13 protein-coding genes are annotated in these 15,953 nt (G+C 71.7%); 7 read left to right on the top strand and 6 right to left on the bottom strand.

Annotated elements, in window-relative coordinates; genetic code table 11:
* Positions 1 to 117: 117 nt before the first annotated feature.
* Genes HTZ82_RS00705 through HTZ82_RS00685 form a run of 5 tightly spaced genes read right to left on the bottom strand, consistent with a single transcriptional unit; the run spans position 118 to position 5,561 of the window.
* On the bottom strand, positions 118 to 1,428 hold the full coding sequence (locus tag HTZ82_RS00705) for a DUF58 domain-containing protein (RefSeq protein ID WP_175407265.1): 1,311 nt from the start codon (positions 1,426 to 1,428) through the stop codon (positions 118 to 120).
* Positions 1,429 to 1,431: 3 nt separating this feature from the next.
* Entirely contained in the window at positions 1,432 to 2,424 is a 993-nt protein-coding gene (locus HTZ82_RS00700) for a MoxR family ATPase (protein WP_175407264.1), read from the bottom strand.
* Positions 2,421 to 3,626 (bottom strand): DUF4350 domain-containing protein, encoded by a 1,206-nt coding sequence (locus tag HTZ82_RS00695; protein WP_175407263.1) that lies wholly within the window; start codon positions 3,624 to 3,626, stop codon positions 2,421 to 2,423. The genes HTZ82_RS00700 and HTZ82_RS00695 overlap by 4 nt, the downstream gene beginning before the upstream one ends.
* Positions 3,623 to 4,312: a DUF4129 domain-containing protein gene (locus tag HTZ82_RS00690; RefSeq protein ID WP_309235256.1), complete on the bottom strand. Its 690-nt coding sequence runs from the start codon at positions 4,310 to 4,312 to the stop codon at positions 3,623 to 3,625. The genes HTZ82_RS00695 and HTZ82_RS00690 overlap by 4 nt, the downstream gene beginning before the upstream one ends.
* Positions 4,313 to 4,316: 4 nt before the next feature.
* Positions 4,317 to 5,561 (bottom strand): hypothetical protein, encoded by a 1,245-nt coding sequence (locus tag HTZ82_RS00685; RefSeq protein ID WP_175407262.1) that lies wholly within the window; start codon positions 5,559 to 5,561, stop codon positions 4,317 to 4,319.
* Between the two features lie 195 nt (positions 5,562 to 5,756).
* Here HTZ82_RS00685 and mtnA point away from each other — a divergent pair, with 195 nt between their 5' ends.
* The 7 genes from mtnA (at position 5,757) to HTZ82_RS00650 (ending at position 14,598) form a co-directional block, all read left to right on the top strand.
* Entirely contained in the window at positions 5,757 to 6,908 is a 1,152-nt protein-coding gene (gene mtnA / locus HTZ82_RS00680) for an S-methyl-5-thioribose-1-phosphate isomerase (RefSeq protein WP_175407261.1), read from the top strand.
* Between the two features lie 4 nt (positions 6,909 to 6,912).
* Positions 6,913 to 7,602 (top strand): two-component system response regulator MtrA, encoded by a 690-nt coding sequence (mtrA, locus tag HTZ82_RS00675; RefSeq protein ID WP_217623530.1) that lies wholly within the window; start codon positions 6,913 to 6,915, stop codon positions 7,600 to 7,602.
* A gap of 1 nt (position 7,603) precedes the next feature.
* A complete protein-coding gene (mtrB, locus tag HTZ82_RS00670) occupies positions 7,604 to 9,673 on the top strand; it encodes an MtrAB system histidine kinase MtrB (protein ID WP_175407260.1) in 2,070 nt (689 codons plus the stop codon).
* A gap of 145 nt (positions 9,674 to 9,818) precedes the next feature.
* Positions 9,819 to 11,591 (top strand): LpqB family beta-propeller domain-containing protein, encoded by a 1,773-nt coding sequence (locus tag HTZ82_RS00665; RefSeq protein WP_175407266.1) that lies wholly within the window; start codon positions 9,819 to 9,821, stop codon positions 11,589 to 11,591.
* A gap of 120 nt (positions 11,592 to 11,711) precedes the next feature.
* Positions 11,712 to 12,581 (top strand): ComF family protein, encoded by an 870-nt coding sequence (locus HTZ82_RS00660; protein WP_175407259.1) that lies wholly within the window; start codon positions 11,712 to 11,714, stop codon positions 12,579 to 12,581.
* A 332-nt stretch (positions 12,582 to 12,913) separates the two neighbouring features.
* The gene (gene hpf / locus HTZ82_RS00655) at positions 12,914 to 13,597 is read left to right on the top strand and encodes a ribosome hibernation-promoting factor, HPF/YfiA family (protein ID WP_175407258.1); all 684 of its coding nucleotides are present in this window, start codon (positions 12,914 to 12,916) and stop codon (positions 13,595 to 13,597) included.
* A gap of 206 nt (positions 13,598 to 13,803) precedes the next feature.
* Positions 13,804 to 14,598, top strand: coding sequence for a response regulator transcription factor (locus HTZ82_RS00650; protein ID WP_175407257.1), 795 nt, complete (start codon positions 13,804 to 13,806; stop codon positions 14,596 to 14,598).
* Between the two features lie 73 nt (positions 14,599 to 14,671).
* Here the strand turns inward: HTZ82_RS00650 and HTZ82_RS00645 are convergent, their stop codons facing one another.
* Complete coding sequence (locus HTZ82_RS00645) at positions 14,672 to 15,838, bottom strand: winged helix-turn-helix domain-containing protein (protein ID WP_175407256.1); 1,167 nt, start codon at positions 15,836 to 15,838, stop codon at positions 14,672 to 14,674.
* Between the last annotated feature and the right edge of the window lie 115 nt (positions 15,839 to 15,953).

Below are 15,953 nucleotides of genomic sequence, written 5' to 3'. Positions count from 1 at the left end.
AGGACACCGCCGAACAGTTTTTGGGGAAGCCCCGCACCGATGGTGCGGGGCTTTCCGCATTTCTGGAGCGGAACGGGAACCCTTTCTTGGGTGCGACCGTAGCGTTCCGAGATGCTTTTAGAGGCGGCCTGCCGCCTTCAGCGCGAGGTAGGCGTCCGCGAGTGCAGGGGCGAGGTTTTCCGGTGTGGTGTCCACGACCACCACGCCGTGGCGCTGGAGCTGTTCTGCGGTGAGGCGGCGCTGGGACTGGGCCTGGGTGCCGGCTGCGGCCTCGTAGACCGCCTGCGCGGTGCCACGGGATGTGGTCATCTCCTCCGTGTGCGGGTCCGCGACGGAGGCCACCAGGACGGTATGCCGTTGTGTGAGTTGCGGGAGCACCGGGAGGAGGCCCTCCTCGATCGGTGCGGCTTCGAGACCGGTGAGCAGGACGACGAGGGAACGGCGCGGCGCGCCGACAAGGGCCGCCGAGCTGAGGCCGCGCGCGTCGGTCTCGACGAGCTCGGGTTCAAGGGTGGCCATGGCGTCCACCATGGCGGGAAGGACATCGCCCGCTGAGCGGCCCTGCACCCGGGCGCGGATGCGGCGGTCGTACGCGAGGAGGTCGACGCGGTCGCCCGCGCGGGTCGCGAGCGCGGTGAGGAGCAGCGCCGCGTCCATGGCGGCGTCGAGGCGCGGCACGTCGCCGACGCGGCCCGCCGAGGTGCGGCCGGTGTCGAGGACCAGCAGGATGTGCCGGTCCCGCTCGGGCCGCCAGGTTCGGACGGCCACGGTCGACTGGCGGGCTGTGGCCCGCCAGTCGATGGAGCGGGTGTCGTCCCCGGGGACGTACTCGCGGAGGCTGTCGAACTCGGTGCCCTCGCCTCGGGTGAGGACGCTCGTGCGGCCGTCGAGTTCGCGCAGGCGGGCAAGTCTGGACGGGAGGTGCTTGCGGCTGGTGAACGGCGGCAGGACGCGCACCGTCCAGGGCACGTGGTGGCTGCCCTGGCGGGCGGCCAGGCCCAGGGGGCCGTACGAGCGTACGGTGACGCGCTCGGCCTGGCGGTCGCCGCGGCGGGTCGGACGGAGGGTGGTGGTGAGGCGTCGGCGTTCGCCGGCGGGCACCATCACCTCGCTCCGTGAGGCCTTCTGCTCCGCTCCGGAGGGCCAGCTGCTGGGTGGCCAGGCGTCGCGGATATGGGCGCGCAGACGGCGCCGTGACGGGTTGGCCACGGTGAGCTGGACGTCGGCGCTGTCTCCCAGTCGAACAGTCGTGTCACCACTTCGGGTGAACCGGAGCGTTTTCACTGGCGCGGCCAGCGCGTAGTCGCACAGAATTGCGAGGGACAGGGGGGCATTGACTGCCAGCATCCCCGTCCAGCTGGGGGCGAGGATCCCGACGGGCAGCGAGCCGATCGCGGCCAGGAGCGCGGTTCGTCCGGTGAGGGCCATGGGTCACTGCCTCAGCGAGGGCGCGGGAACGTGGGCGAGGATCGAGCTGATGACGGAGTCGGCGGTCACTCCCTCCATCTCCGCCTCGGGGCGCAGCTGGATACGGTGACGCAGAGTGGGCAGGGCAAGGGCCTTCACGTCGTCAGGGATGACGTAGTCGCGGCCGGTGAGCCAGGCCCAGGCCCGGGCGGTGGAGAGCAGTGCGGTGGCGCCTCGCGGGGAGACGCCGAGGGTGAGTGAGGGGGATTCACGCGTGGCACGGCAGATATCGACCACATAGCCGGCGATCTCGGCGGAGACGGCGGTCTCGGCGACCGCGCGGCGGGCCGCTTCCAGGTCCGCCGGTCCGGCGACCGGCCGTACGCCGGCGGCCCGGAGATCGCGCGGGTTGAAGCCCTCCGCGTGGCGGGTGAGGACGTTGATCTCGTCGTCGCGGGACGGCAGAGGGACTGTCAGCTTCAGCAGGAAGCGGTCGAGTTGGGCCTCGGGCAGGGGGTACGTGCCCTCGTACTCGACCGGGTTCTGCGTGGCGGCGACGAGGAACGGGTCGGGGAGCGGGCGCGGCACGCCGTCGACCGTGACCTGGCGTTCCTCCATCGCCTCCAGGAGCGAGGACTGGGTCTTGGGTGGCGTCCGGTTGATCTCGTCCGCGAGGAGGAGGTTGGTGAACACCGGGCCGGGCTGGAAGGAGAACTCGGCGGACCGCGTGTCGTAGACGAGTGAGCCCGTCACGTCGCTCGGCATCAGGTCGGGGGTGAACTGGACGCGCTTGGTGTCGAGTTCCAGGGACGCGGCGAGCGCGCGGACGAGCAGCGTCTTGGCGACACCGGGCACGCCCTCCAGGAGGACGTGGCCCCGGCAGAGCAGAGCGACGACCAGTCCGGTCACAGCGGGGTCCTGCCCGACCACGGCCTTCGCGATCTCGGTGCGCAAGGCTTCCAGCGAGGCGCGGGCGCCGTCCGAGGAGTCGGCGGTCTCGGGGGTCGGGGCACTCATGAGGTGCGTACCTCTCTTTCGAGGGCGTCGAGTTGATCTGCCAGGCGGACGAGCGCGGCGTCATCGGTGGGAGCCGGCCCGAACAACAGGTCCCGCGCGTCGGCTCCGCCGCCGGCCAGGCGGGTCGACAGAGCAGGCAGCAGGGCGTCGGGGGAGTGCGCCTCCCTCGTGGTCACACCGACGAGAGGAGCGACACGCGTACGGGTCGCCGCACGCAGCACGGCGGCGGCACGGTCACGGGCGTTGGCCCGGTGGTAGAGGCGGGCGCGGCCCTCGGTCGCCTCCGAGGCGCGAATGGCCACCGGCAGGCGCTCCATGACCAGCGGGCCGAGACGGCGGGCCCGCCAGACGGCGGCGAGGACGGCGGCGAGGAACAGCTGCAGCGTGCCCCACAGCCAGCCCGACGGGATCAGGCTGAGGAAGCTCTCCTCGTCCTCGGCGCGGTCATCGGCATCGTCCCTGCCCTGCGCGGCGGAAGGGTCATCGAGTGAAGGGAGGTACCAGACGAGATGGTTTCGGGAACCGAGGAGCTGCAGGGCCAGCGAGGCGTTGCCCTCGTCGGCGAGACGGTGGTTGAACAGGATGTCGGCGGAGCCCAGCAGCACCGTGTCGCCGCCGGCGTCGCCCTCAAGTTTGACGAGTGTCGGCTGGCCGTCGGTGAAGTAGCACTGGTCGGCGAGGGAGTCGCCGACGACGGCGTACCGTTCGCCGCCCAGATTCACCGCGCCCGCGCGGACGGCCTCAGGGAGGGAACAACCGGGGTCCAGTGCCGTGATGGGGGCCGGGCCGGCCGCGGTGACGCCGGGGGCGAGGATGTTCACGGAGGGCCAGCCGGCGGACAGGAGGACGGTGCGGCCGCCGGAGCTGTCCACGGCGTCGCGCAGCACGGTCTGCTGGTGGTCGGTCAGCAGGTCGGGTGTGGTGACGAGGAGCGTCGTGTCCGGGCCGGCCGCGGCGGTGGCCTCGTCGAGCGTGGTCACCACGTGGGTGGAGACGCCGCGTTCCTTGAGCAGTTCGGCGACGGCGCGGCTGCCGTAGCGGTCGGCGGACCGTGGATCGAGCCGGCCGTGCTGTTCGCCGGTGCGGGCCAGCGCCAGGACGATGCTCGCCACGACGAGGAGCGCGAGGATGAGGAGGACTCCCCGCACCCGCGCCCACACCTGGCGGCCCTCGCGGGACAGGGACGTGCTGGCGGCGGTCACTCGGCGGCTCCCCGTGCCGTACCGCTCAGCGTCGGCCTGGCCTGCTGCAAGGCGGTGTCCAGATCCTTCAGGCGCTGGTACGCGCGCTGGTCGGCGGTGCGGCCGCCGTACGTCACGTCGTCGAACTCGCGGGCCGCGGCGCGCAGCTCGTCGCTGTGGCCCGGCAGGGCGCGGCCCGCCTCGGCGGCCGCCTCGTCCGCCGTGCGGCCGGGGCGCGGATCGAGCAGCGTCCGCTCCTCCAGGTCCCGGACCACCGCCCGCATGCGTTCCTGGACGGCCTGGTTCCAGCGGCCCGCGGCGGCGTGCCTATCCGCGGCCGTCCGGTGGTCGGCGGCGGTGCGCGGCCCGTCCTCGAACAGGGAGTCCGACGTGCCCGCGATGCGCCGCGGGGTGCCGAGCCGCCACCACAGGGCGGCGATCAGCGCGACGACCACGAGGACGATCACCAGAACGCCCAGCAGGCCGCCCGGAGTGGCGTTCGAGGCCGAGTCGAACAGTTTGCCGATCCACTCCCAGAGGCGGTCCAGGGCGCGGATGAGAATGTTCGGCTCGTCCTTGCCGTACATCGGCTTGGACAGCTCGCGCTCCGCCGCCTCACGGGCCGGGACGCGCGGAATGTCCAGCGGAACGTCGTCGCCGGCGCGGAGTCCCGTCCACACCGCCGCCGCACCCCCCGTGACCGGCACCGCATCAGCTCCTAGGAAGGGAGTCGCCGCCAGGGGCGTCAGGGCCGTAGCCCGGAACGCCCGCGGCCCGCGCGAGCTCCAGGTCGAGCGCCTCACGGCGGATGCGCTGGTCCACGTACAGGAGGACCGCCACACCCGCGGAGATCGGGTACATGATCGCCGATGCGATCACCGAACCGATACCGCTGATGATCAGGAACGGCCAGCCGAACTCCGGGGTCTGCCCCGAGAACACACCTTCCATGCCCTCGCCGTCCACCGCGTACGCGATGAGGGTGAACGGCACCCCTACGACCAGGGCGATCAGCAGGGTCAGCAGCGCCGTCAGCAGGAGAATGCCGAAGATCCGCCACCAGGCGCCCCGCACCAGGCGCGCCGAACGGCGCAGCGACGCCATGACGCCCTGCCGCTCCAGCATCAGTGCCGAGTAGGCGAGGCTGAACCGGACGATCAGCCACACCGCCACGATCGCGGCCGCGAGCCCACCGAGGAACGCCAGCACCCCACCGGCCGTCGAACCGATCAGCAGGCCCGGCAGGATGCCGACGACCATGACCGCGACAGCGATCAGCGGCAGCAGCAGCGTCAGACCGAGAAGCGGAACGAACCGGGGCCGGGCGTCCCGCCACACCTCCGGGAATGTCACCGGCCGTCCCAGCACCGACCGGCTCACCACACATGTGAGCAGTGCCGTCGTCACGAACGTGGCCACGAGCCCGAGAAGCGTCAGGGGGATCAGCGAGACCATGCTCACCTGCAGGGACTCGACCGCCTGGTCGAGCTGCTCCGAGGGGCTCGCGTCGGGGCTCAGCTGCGGCGGATCCGGCAGCAGGAACCGGTCGACGAGGATCTGCGCGAGCTGGATCACGATCGCCACGGTGACCGTGATGCCGAGCACCGTGCGCCAGTGAGCCCGCAGCGTCGACACGGCACCGTCGAGGATCTCGCCCACACCGAGCGGCCGCAGCGGGATCACACCCGGCTTCGGCGCTGCGGGCCTGCCCCAGCCGCCGTACGGACCGCCGCCCCAGCCGCCGGGCCCCGGCATGGGCGCCTGCGGCGGAACCTGGCCGCCCTGCCCGCCGTCGGGCCCCGGCGCGGCCGGCGGCGACCACTGCGCCGGAGGCGGCTGGTTCTCGGACCACTTAGGGGCGGGCCCGGTGGCACCGGCGGGGCGCGGCACGCCCTCGCCCCGGTCGTCGGACGGGGAAGGAGATCCGGGCGAGGCCCAGCCCGGAGAGTCGTTCACGGTCGTCCACCTCGTGGCATGGTCGCGGGGCCCGCTCGTCGAGCCGGCTCGGTCACAGCGCCTGGCGCCCCGGAACAGGCGGCAGGCCGGCAGCCATCGTGCCACGCGCCCACCACCCCGGGGCCAGGCCCCTTACGACTTCACCGCCCACCCCGACGCCTTCATTGTCCCCGGCTCACCGGGCAGACTGGGCGAATGGCTGATCAGTACGCAGGAGCACCCCCCGACCGACAGCCGCCCACGCCTCCCGCCCTGAGATGGGCGGAGCCCCCGGAAGGCCCCGTCGTCGTGCTCCTCGACCAGACACGGCTGCCGGCCGAGGAGACCGAGCTGGTCTGCACCGACGTGCCCGCCGTCATACGGGCCATCCAGACAGGCGCCCTGCGCGGCGCGCCCGTCCTCGGCATCGCCGGCGCCTACGGGGTGGCCCTCGCCGCCGCACGCGGCTACGACGTCGACGAGGCCGCGGCGCACCTCGCCGACACCGGACCCGCCCCCGCGACCCTCCGCCACGGAGTGCGGCGGGCGCTCGACGCCTACAGGACGGCCGCCGCGAAGAACGGCGAACCCGAGGAGGCCGCGCACGCCGCCCTGGCGGAAGCACGCCGACTCCACCAGGAGGAGGCGGCCGCCAGCGCCGCCATGGCCGCCCACGGCACCGCACTCCTCGACGAACTGCTCCCCGGCGGCAGCCACCGCATCCTCACCCACGGCAACACCGGCGCCCTCATCTCCGGCGGCGAAGGCACCGCGTTCGCCGTCGCCCTCGCCGCCCACCGCGCGGGACGGCTCCAGCGGCTGTGGATCGACGAGACCCGGCCCCTCCTCCAGGGCACCCGGCTCACCGCGTACGAAGCCGCACGCCACGGCATGACGTACACCCTGCTCACCGACAACGCCGCCGGCTCCCTGTTCGCCGCAGGCAAGATCGACGCCGTCCTCGTCGGCGCCGACCGCATCGCCGCCGACGGATCCGTCGCCCACGACACCGGCAGCTACCCGCTCGCCGTACTCGCCAGGTACCACCACGTACCGTTCATCGTGGTCGCCCCCGCCACCACCATCGACCTCACCACCCCGGACGGGGCGTCCATCGACGTCGAACAGCGCCCCGGCGGCGAAGTGACGCAGCTCACGCCGCCCGTACCCCTGGCCCCGGCGACACCGGGTACGGGCGGGGGGACACAATGGGCGCCGCTCGGAACGCAGGCATACAACCCGGCGTTCGACGTCACGCCGCCCGAATTGGTGACCGCGATCGTCACCGGAACGGGAGTCGTGTCGCCGGTCACCGGAGGAGGAATCGAAGAGCTGTGTGCCAGGTCACGCCAGGTAACGATTAGATAATGGGATGATGTCGGTTATGAAGGGACGCGTCCTTGTCGTCGACGACGACACCGCACTGGCCGAAATGCTCGGGATCGTGCTGCGGGGAGAAGGGTTCGAGCCGTCGTTCGTCGCGGACGGCGACAAGGCACTCGCAGCATTCCGCGAGACCAAGCCGGACCTGGTCCTCCTCGACCTGATGCTGCCCGGACGGGACGGCATCGAGGTGTGCCGGCTCATCCGCGCCGAGTCCGGGGTGCCGATCGTGATGCTCACCGCCAAGAGCGACACCGTGGACGTCGTCGTCGGACTCGAATCCGGAGCCGACGACTACATCGTCAAACCGTTCAAACCCAAGGAGCTCGTCGCCCGCATCCGGGCACGACTCCGCAGGTCCGAGGAGCCCGCACCGGAACAGCTCACCATCGGCGACCTCGTCATCGACGTCGCAGGCCACTCCGTGAAGCGCGACGGCCAGTCCATCGCCCTCACCCCCCTCGAGTTCGACCTCCTCGTCGCACTCGCCCGCAAGCCGTGGCAGGTCTTCACCCGCGAAGTCCTCCTCGAACAGGTCTGGGGCTACCGCCACGCCGCCGACACCCGCCTCGTCAACGTGCACGTCCAGCGACTCCGCTCCAAGGTCGAGAAGGACCCCGAGCGCCCCGAGATCGTCGTGACCGTCCGAGGCGTCGGCTACAAGGCCGGACCGAACTGACATGAGCCGCGGCAGCGCTGCTCCGAAACCCGGGAACCCGGCGGTCCGCGCAGTGCGGACCGCCGGACCCGGGCGCGGCGCCACGCGCCTCGGCCGGCTCCTCCACGGCGGCCGCCTCCTCCAGGACGGCGCCCCCGGCGGCCCCGTCCTCCGGCTCCTCGTACGGTGGGTCCGCAGGCCCCTCCTGCCCGCCGTACGGCTCTGGCGACGCAACATCCAGCTCCGCGTCGTCGTCGCCACCCTCCTCATGTCCCTCGGCGTCGTCCTCCTCCTCGGATTCGTCGTCATCGGCCAGGTCGCCAACGGCCTCCTCGACGCCAAGGAACGAGCCGCCCAGTCCCAGGCAGCCGGCGGATTCTCCGCCGCACAGGACGAAGCCGCAGCAGCCGCCGCAGCAGGCCCGGCCGCAGGCCCTGCCACAGGCCCCGACGGCGACGACACCACCGGGACCACCTCCAGGTCCCTCCTCAACTGGCGCTCCGACCTCGTTGTACAGCTCGCCAGCGGCGGCGCCGGCGCCTTCGACGTCGTCGCCCTCAGCTCCGACTCCGCCGGCACCGCACCCAGTCGAGGCGCCCGCGCCTCCGGCGGCGTCAAAGTCGAAAGCATCCCCGTCGCCCTCCGCGAAGCCGTCGCACAAGGCACCGGCACCTTCCAGACGTACACCCGCATCCAGTACGCGGACGGCCAGCGATCCGAAGCCGGACTCGTCATCGGCAAACGCCTCAACGACGTCGACGGCAACACCTACGAGCTGTACTACCTCTTCCCCCTCACCCAGGAAGAGGCCTCCCTCACCCTCGTCAAGACCACCATCGCCACCGCGGGACTCTTCGTCGTCGTCCTCTTCGGAGCCATCGCCTGGCTCGTCGTCCGCCAGGTCGTCACCCCCGTCCGCATGGCCGCGGGCGTCGCCGAACGGCTCTCCGCCGGACGCCTCCAGGAACGCATGAAGGTCACCGGTGAGGACGACATCGCACGCCTCGGCGAAGCCTTCAACAAGATGGCGCAGAACCTCCAGCTCAAGATCCAGCAGCTCGAGGACCTCTCCCGCATGCAGCGCCGCTTCGTCTCCGACGTCTCCCACGAACTGCGCACCCCCCTTACCACCGTCCGCATGGCCGCCGACGTCATCCACGAGGCACGCGAAGACTTCGACCCCGTCACGGCACGCTCCGCCGAACTCCTCGGAGACCAGCTGGACCGCTTCGAGTCCCTCCTCTCCGACCTCCTGGAGATCAGCCGCTTCGACGCCGGAGCAGCCGCCCTGGAAGCCGAACCCATAGACCTCCGCGACGTCGTACGCCGCGTCATCGGCGGCGCACAGCCCCTCGCCGAACACAAGGGCGGCCGCATCGTCGTCACCGGCGACGAACAGCCCGTCATCGCCGAAGCCGACGCCCGCCGCGTCGAACGCGTCCTGCGCAACCTCGTGGTCAACGCCGTCGAACACGGTGAAGGCCGCGACGTCGTCGTCAAACTCGCCGCAGCGGGCGGCGCCGTCGCCGTCGCCGTACGCGACTACGGCGTCGGCCTCAAGCCCGGCGAAGCCACCCGCGTCTTCAACCGCTTCTGGCGCGCCGACCCCGCACGCGCCCGCACCACCGGCGGCACCGGCCTCGGACTGTCCATCGCACTCGAAGACGCCCGACTCCACGGCGGCTGGCTCCAGGCCTGGGGCGAACCCGGCGGCGGCTCCCAGTTCCGCCTCACCCTGCCCCGCACCGCCGACGAACCCCTGCGCGGCTCCCCCATACCCCTCGAACCCGAGGACTCCCGACGCAACCGGGACCGCGCCGGCGCGACCGACAGCCCCCAAGGCACCACACGCCAAGCCGGCGTCCCCGGCCAGAACCAGGCGGGGAGCGGCCCCGGCCGCCCCCCGCTGCCCCTGCCGCCCCGCACCCCCCTACCGCCCCGCCAGGCCCGCGCCACCGACCCCGCGGCCCTCCCCGGCAGCGGCACCCGCGTCATCGCACGCGGACAGACCGAACGGACTGAACAGACCGGCGACCAGGCCCCGAACCGGCAGGACCACGCGAAACGGGAGGACACCACTCGTGGGCGCTGACGACCGCCGCCGGCACCACCACGGCCACGGAGACCGCAGCACGGCCGGTACAGCCCGTACGGCCCGTACGGCACTCGCGGCGCGGAAGGCGCGGGGAGTCGCCGTACTCGGCTGCGCCGCCGCACTGCTCGCAGGATGCGCGTCCATGCCCGACAGCGGAGACGTCAGCCCCGTCAAGGCATCACGGCAGGGCGACTCACAGGTGCGCGTCTACCCCGTACCGCCCCGCGAGAACGCCGAACCAGGCGAAATCGTCGAAGGCTTCCTCGAAGCCATGACCGGCGACGACCCCGGCTTCGCCACCGCCCGCAAATACCTCACCAAGCAGGCCGCCCGCACCTGGAAGCCCGAGGAACGCACCACCGTACTCAGCGCCGCCCCAGTCCCCCAACCCGCCGAAAGCCGGCAGCGCGAACGAGGCGCACACGGCGACACCCAGGTCCTCGTCTACCCGCTGTCCGGCCAGAAGGTCGCCACCGTCGACGACCGGCACGCCTACCAGCCGCTCGACCCCGCCCCGTACAGCGAATCCATCCGGCTCGTACAGCAGCGCTCCACCGACGGCAAAGGCAAGGAATGGCGCATCGAAAGCCTTCCGCAGGGCCTCGTCATCGGCGAATCCGACTTCCAGCGCAACTACCGCTCGGTCAACAAGTACTACTTCGCGTCCGGCCGGAACTGGCTCGTGGCCGACCCGGTGTACATCCGGAAACGCCAGGACCCCGTCACCCAGATGGACTCACTGACCCAAACGGTCAAAGCGCTCCTCGAAGGCCCCACCAACTGGCTCAAGCCGGTCGTCGACTCACGCTTCCCCACCGGAACCGCACTCAAGAAGGACGTCACCTCCCTGACGACCGACGACCGCGACACCCTCAAAGTGCCGCTCAACAGCAAAGCCGACAACGTCAGCAACGGCCAGTGCCGCAAAATGGCCGCCCAAGTCCTCTTCACCGTAGGGGACCTGGCCTCCACCAAGGTCCAGCAGGTCGAACTCCAGCGCTCGGACGGCCGCTCCCTCTGCGTACTCGGTGAAGACCAGAAGTCCGACTTCATGGCCGACCCCAGCATCGGCGTCCGCGACACCCCGTACTTCATCGACGCGGACGGCAAACTCGCACAACTCCAGCCGAGCGCCAAGGACACCGTCGAACCCCGGCACGTCTACGGACCCTTCGGCGACGGCCAGGCCAAGGTCGAGAAGGTCGCCGTGGCCCGCGACGAACAGCACGCCGCCGCCGTCTCCGAAGGCGGCAGCACCCTGCGCGTCGCCTCCATCGTCGCCGACGCCGAACTGCCCCACGCCCTCGTCAGCAGCAACGGCACTCGCCCCCAGGACCGCCTGTCCGCCCCCAGCTGGGACGGACGCAACGACCTGTGGGTCGCCGACCGCAACCCCGACGCACCCAAGCTGTACGTCATCCCCGGCGGGACCGGACAGCCACGCGAAGTCCTGACCCCCTGGCTCACCGACGGCGTACGCATCGAGGAACTGCGCCTCTCCGAGGACGGCGTACGCATCGCCCTGCGCCTCCGGGAGGACGGCAAGACCACCCTCCAGATCGGCCGCGTCGAACGGCAGGGCACCGGCGACCGGCAGAAGACCGCCGTCGTCGACCTCCAGTCCGTCGCACCCCGCATGGACTCCGTCGCCTCCGTGTCCTGGGCCGGACCCAGCCGACTCGTCGTCCTGGGCAAGCTCGCCGGCGGCGTCCAGCAGGTCCGCTACCTCCAGACCGACGGCTCCGCCTCCGCCTCCGTGATCCCCGGCCTCAACCAGGTCACCGCGGTCGCCGCCGCGAACAGCGAGCGCGTACCGCTCGTCGCGGCGGCCGACGACGGCATCGTCCGGCTCCAGGGCGGCGCGAACTGGCAGCCGATGGTCGAGAAGGGCACCTCGCCGGTCTACCCCGGTTGACGGGACCTGGCCTGCCCCGACCTGGCCTGCCCTGACCTCCCCTGGGGCCGGTCCGGCAGCGGCGCCCGCGGTTGTCCACAGGGCTGGCAGCGATGCCCCAACCGACGCCACAGTGGACTCATGCGGGGATGGTGGCAGGAGATCACCGGACTCGTCCTGCCGGTGACCTGCGCCGGCTGCGGCCGACACCGCACGGCCCTGTGCGACGCCTGCGCCTGGGCGCTGCACGGACGGCCGGCGCGGCGGGCCCGGCCGACCCCGCCACCGGAGGGGCTTCCGGAGGTGCGGGCAGCCGCACCGTACAGCGACGCGGTACGGGCGGTCCTGCTCGCCCACAAGGAGCGCGGCGCCCTACGGCTGGCGGCACCACTCGGCAGGGCGCTGGCGGGGGCGGTACGGGGGGTGGGAGGGGAGGTGGTGGGGGTGGGCCCCCTGCTGTTGGTTCCGGTGCCGTCGGCGCGGCGGGCCGTGCGGGCGCGTGGGCATGATGCCGTGCGGCGCGTCGCGATGGCGGCGGCCGGTGAGCTGCGGCGTACGGGGACGGCGGCGCGGGTGGTGCCGGTGCTCCGGCAGCGGCGGCCGGTGGCGGACCAGGCGGGACTCGACGCGCGTCAGCGGCTCGCGAACATGGCCGGGGCCCTGGAGGTGGTTCCCGGGGGTGTGCGGCTGTTGCGGGAGGGGCGCGGGGTGGTCGTGGTGGACGACCTCATGACGACGGGGTCCTCCCTGGCCGAGGCCGCACGGGCCGTGCGGGCCGCCTTGGAATCCGCGGCTGCGGACCCGGGTGCGTATCCAGTCCCGGGCCCGGGCCCGTATCGGGGTCCGTATCGGGGCCTGGATATGGACCCGTACGCGGATGGGGACGCGGATGCCGGGGTCGTGCAGAGGGGAAGCGGCGGGGGCGCGGTGTTCGAAAGCGGGGGTGCTGTGGTGCTGGGAGCCGCAGTCGTTGCCGTTTCTCCAAAAGCGCTCGAAATAAACCGGAACTGACGAGGATCCTGCAACGTTGCAGGTGGTGAGGGAGTAAGAACACCTGATCGGAGGTTTGTGCTGGTAGCGGGTGCCGACACCCGTCCGGGCGAGCTATGTTCGGTTGTACAGGAATGGCGAATGCCGCCCTTCACCGAATGCGCAGCCATGCGTCCGAACGGAAGCCGGAGCCGGTCAGCACATCGGAGTTGTGGGTGGGGATCTTGTCGACTGGGGAGGAGGAGGTCGAAGTCGCCAAGTCCGAGGCTCCGGTGCACACCGGGGTCTGGTGCAAAAGGGAGATGCCCGCCAGCCGGTGAGCTGGCAGGAGCGATCCGGGAACGGAGTTCTGCGTGGACATCGTCGTCAAGGGCCGCAAGACCGAGGTGCCCGAGCGGTTCCGCAAGCACGTGGCCGAGAAGCTGAAGCTGGAGAAGATCCAGAAGCTCGACGCCAAGGTGATCAGCCTCGACGTCGAGGTGTCCAAGGAGCACAACCCGCGGCAGGCCGACAGGTCCGACCGCGTGGAGATCACCCTCCACTCCCGAGGCCCGGTGATCCGGGCCGAGGCCGCCGCAGCCGACCCGTACGCAGCGCTTGACCTCGCTACAGCCAAGCTGGAGGCGCGACTGCGCAAGCAGCACGACAAGCGTCACACCCGCCGGGGCAACGGCCGCCTGACGGCCGCCGAGGTGGCGGACGCGGTACCGGGCACCGCCCGGCTGAACGGGTCCGGAGTCGCCGTACTCGAAGAAACGCCGGAGACCGTTCGTACGACCAGGATGGGTTCGCTCGAGGTGCAGGGCGAAGGCCCGCTCGTGGTGCGCGAGAAGACCCACACGGCCGCACCGATGTCACTCGACCAGGCGCTTTACGAAATGGAACTGGTCGGGCACGACTTCTATCTGTTCGTCGACGCCGAGACCAAGCAGCCCAGCGTCGTCTACCGGCGCCACGCATACGACTACGGCGTCATCCACCTGGAGAACGACCCGCTGGCCGGCGGCCGCGGCGCGGGTGGAGCGCTCGGCGGCTGACGAGGCCGCCCCAGCCGGACCCCGACCGAATGCGGTGCCCCTGGAGCGCCCCGTGCGCCCCCAGGGGCACCCCCGTGCCACCGAAGGATCACCGCTCGGGTGCCGGGGCATGAAATCATGGCGGCGCGTGCCAACCGGTCCATGCCGGAACGCTGTTGGTACGCGGACCATGAACTTCAGGGCCCCGGCCTGCAGGGGGAGGAACGATGGCGGACAGCTTCGGCCCGGTGCATCACCCGGGCGGCTCCGGCGCCCCGGACTGCGGGGCGGGTGCCCACGGCGGACACGGCGACCACGCGGACCACGGCGGTGGCGGCAGTGGCGGCGCGGGCTCGCCGAGTGAGCCGATCCGGGTGCTGGTCGTCGACGACCACGCCCTCTTCCGCCGAGGACTGGAGATCGTCCTCGCGCAGGAGGAGGACATCCAGGTCGTGGGCGAGGCCGGCGACGGCGCGGAAGCCGTCGACAAAGCCGCAGACCTGCTGCCGGACATCGTGCTGATGGACGTACGGATGCCCAAGCGCGGCGGCATCGAGGCCTGCACCTCCATCAAGGAGGTCGCCCCCAGCGCCAAGATCATCATGCTGACGATCAGCGACGAGGAGGCCGACCTCTACGACGCGATCAAGGCGGGTGCGACGGGCTACCTCCTCAAGGAGATCTCCACCGACGAGGTCGCCACGGCCATCCGGGCGGTCGCCGACGGGCAGTCGCAGATCAGCCCGTCCATGGCGTCGAAGCTGCTCACCGAGTTCAAGTCGATGATCCAGCGCACCGACGACCGCCGTCTCGTCCCGGCGCCCCGGCTCACCGACCGTGAGCTGGAGGTGCTGAAGCTGGTCGCGACCGGGATGAACAACCGGGACATCGCCAAGGAACTGTTCATCTCCGAGAACACGGTGAAGAACCACGTCCGCAACATCCTGGAGAAGCTGCAGCTCCATTCGCGGATGGAGGCGGTCGTGTACGCGATGCGGGAGAAGATCCTCGAGATCCGCTGACGGCCGGGCCGGGCTGGCCGGGCGGGCCGGGCGGGTCGGCGGATCCGGTAGCCGTCCTCCGTGCCGTGTGCCCTTACGACACGGCTGCCGTCAGTGCCGGGGCCAGGTCCTGGTGGTCGACGCGTTCGATCCGTACCGCGTCGCAGCCCACCCACGACGCGGCCTCCCGCAGGGCCTGGGCCATGGCGGGTATGGCCTTCGGACCGGCCAGCGACACCTGCTTGGCCACCAGCGTCGTGCCCTCGCGCGCCGGGTCGACCCGGCCGACCAGTTTGCCGCCCGCCAGCAGCGGCATCGCGAAGTAGCCGTGGACGCGCTTCTGCTTCGGTACGTAGGCCTCAAGGCGGTGTGTGAAGCCGAAGACGCGTTCCGTGCGGGCGCGCTCCCAGATCAGTGAGTCGAACGGCGACAGCAGCGTCGTACGGTGCCGTCCGCGCGGGTCGCTCGCCAGGGCCGCCGGGTCCGCCCACGCGGGCTTGTCCCAGCCCTGGACGGCGACCGGCACCAGCCCCGAGTCGGCGACCACCGCGTCGAACTGTTCGCCCTTGAGGCGGTGGTAGTCGGCGATGTCCGCGCGCGTGCCGACGCCGAGAGCCTCCCCGGCCAGCCGTACGAGGCGGCGCAGGCACTCCGTGTCGTCCAGCTCGTCGTGGAGGAGCGCGTCGGGTACGGCGCGCTCGGCGAGGTCGTACACGCGCTTCCAGCCGCGCCGCTCGGTGCACACCACCTCGCCGTACATCAGGGCGCGCTCGACGGCGACCTTCGACGCGGACCAGTCCCACCACTCGCCGCCGTTCTTGGCGCCGCCCAGTTCCGTCGCAGTGAGGGGGCCCTCGGCGCGCAGCTGCTTGATCACCGTGTCGTACGCGCCGTCCGGCAGGTCGTGGTACCACTGCGGGCGCCGCCGGTAGGCGCGGCGGCGGAACGCGAAGTGCGGCCACTCCTCGATCGGGAGGATGCAGGCGGCGTGCGACCAGTATTCGAAGGCGTGCCGCTCGGTCCAGTACGCGTCGTCGACCGTGCGGCGGCCCACCGCGCCGAGCCGGGCGTACGGCACGAGCTCGTGCGACCGGGCGAGGACGGAGATCGTGTCCAGCTGTACGGCGCCGAGGCGGCGGAGTATGCCCCGGACGCCTGCGCGGCGGTCGGGGGCGCCGAGGAACCCCTGGGCGCGCAGCACGATGCGGCGCGCCTCGTCGGCGGAGAGTTCGGTGGCGGGACGCGGCAGGGTCGTCGTCATGGTCCGCACGATAGACCGCGGCACTGACAGCGTGCGGGGGCTGTGGACAGCCGGTTCAGGGCGGCCGTGGACTGTGGACTGCTGGCCGGACGGCGAGCCTGCGGCGCCGCGCGCG

Origin of the sequence: Streptomyces sp. TRM64462 (genome assembly GCF_013362995.1) — a bacterium.
Classification (GTDB): domain Bacteria; phylum Actinomycetota; class Actinomycetes; order Streptomycetales; family Streptomycetaceae; genus Streptomyces.
The sequence above is the reverse complement of the archived record's forward strand: the minus strand, read 5'-3'. Positions and strand labels throughout refer to the sequence as shown.

Coding starts and splice junctions, on each gene's coding strand:
- mtrB (WP_175407260.1), top strand. CDS start 7,604: ATGAGCCGCGGCAGCGCTGCTCCGAAACCCGGGAACCCGGCGGTCCGC.
- HTZ82_RS00645 (WP_175407256.1), bottom strand. CDS start 15,838: ATGACGACGACCCTGCCGCGTCCCGCCACCGAACTCTCCGCCGACGAG.
- HTZ82_RS00650 (WP_175407257.1), top strand. CDS start 13,804: ATGGCGGACAGCTTCGGCCCGGTGCATCACCCGGGCGGCTCCGGCGCC.
- HTZ82_RS00705 (WP_175407265.1), bottom strand. CDS start 1,428: ATGGCCCTCACCGGACGAACCGCGCTCCTGGCCGCGATCGGCTCGCTG.
- HTZ82_RS00665 (WP_175407266.1), top strand. CDS start 9,819: ATGCCCGACAGCGGAGACGTCAGCCCCGTCAAGGCATCACGGCAGGGC.
- HTZ82_RS00700 (WP_175407264.1), bottom strand. CDS start 2,424: ATGAGTGCCCCGACCCCCGAGACCGCCGACTCCTCGGACGGCGCCCGC.
- HTZ82_RS00660 (WP_175407259.1), top strand. CDS start 11,712: ATGCGGGGATGGTGGCAGGAGATCACCGGACTCGTCCTGCCGGTGACC.
- mtrA (WP_217623530.1), top strand. CDS start 6,913: ATGATGTCGGTTATGAAGGGACGCGTCCTTGTCGTCGACGACGACACC.
- mtnA (WP_175407261.1), top strand. CDS start 5,757: ATGGCTGATCAGTACGCAGGAGCACCCCCCGACCGACAGCCGCCCACG.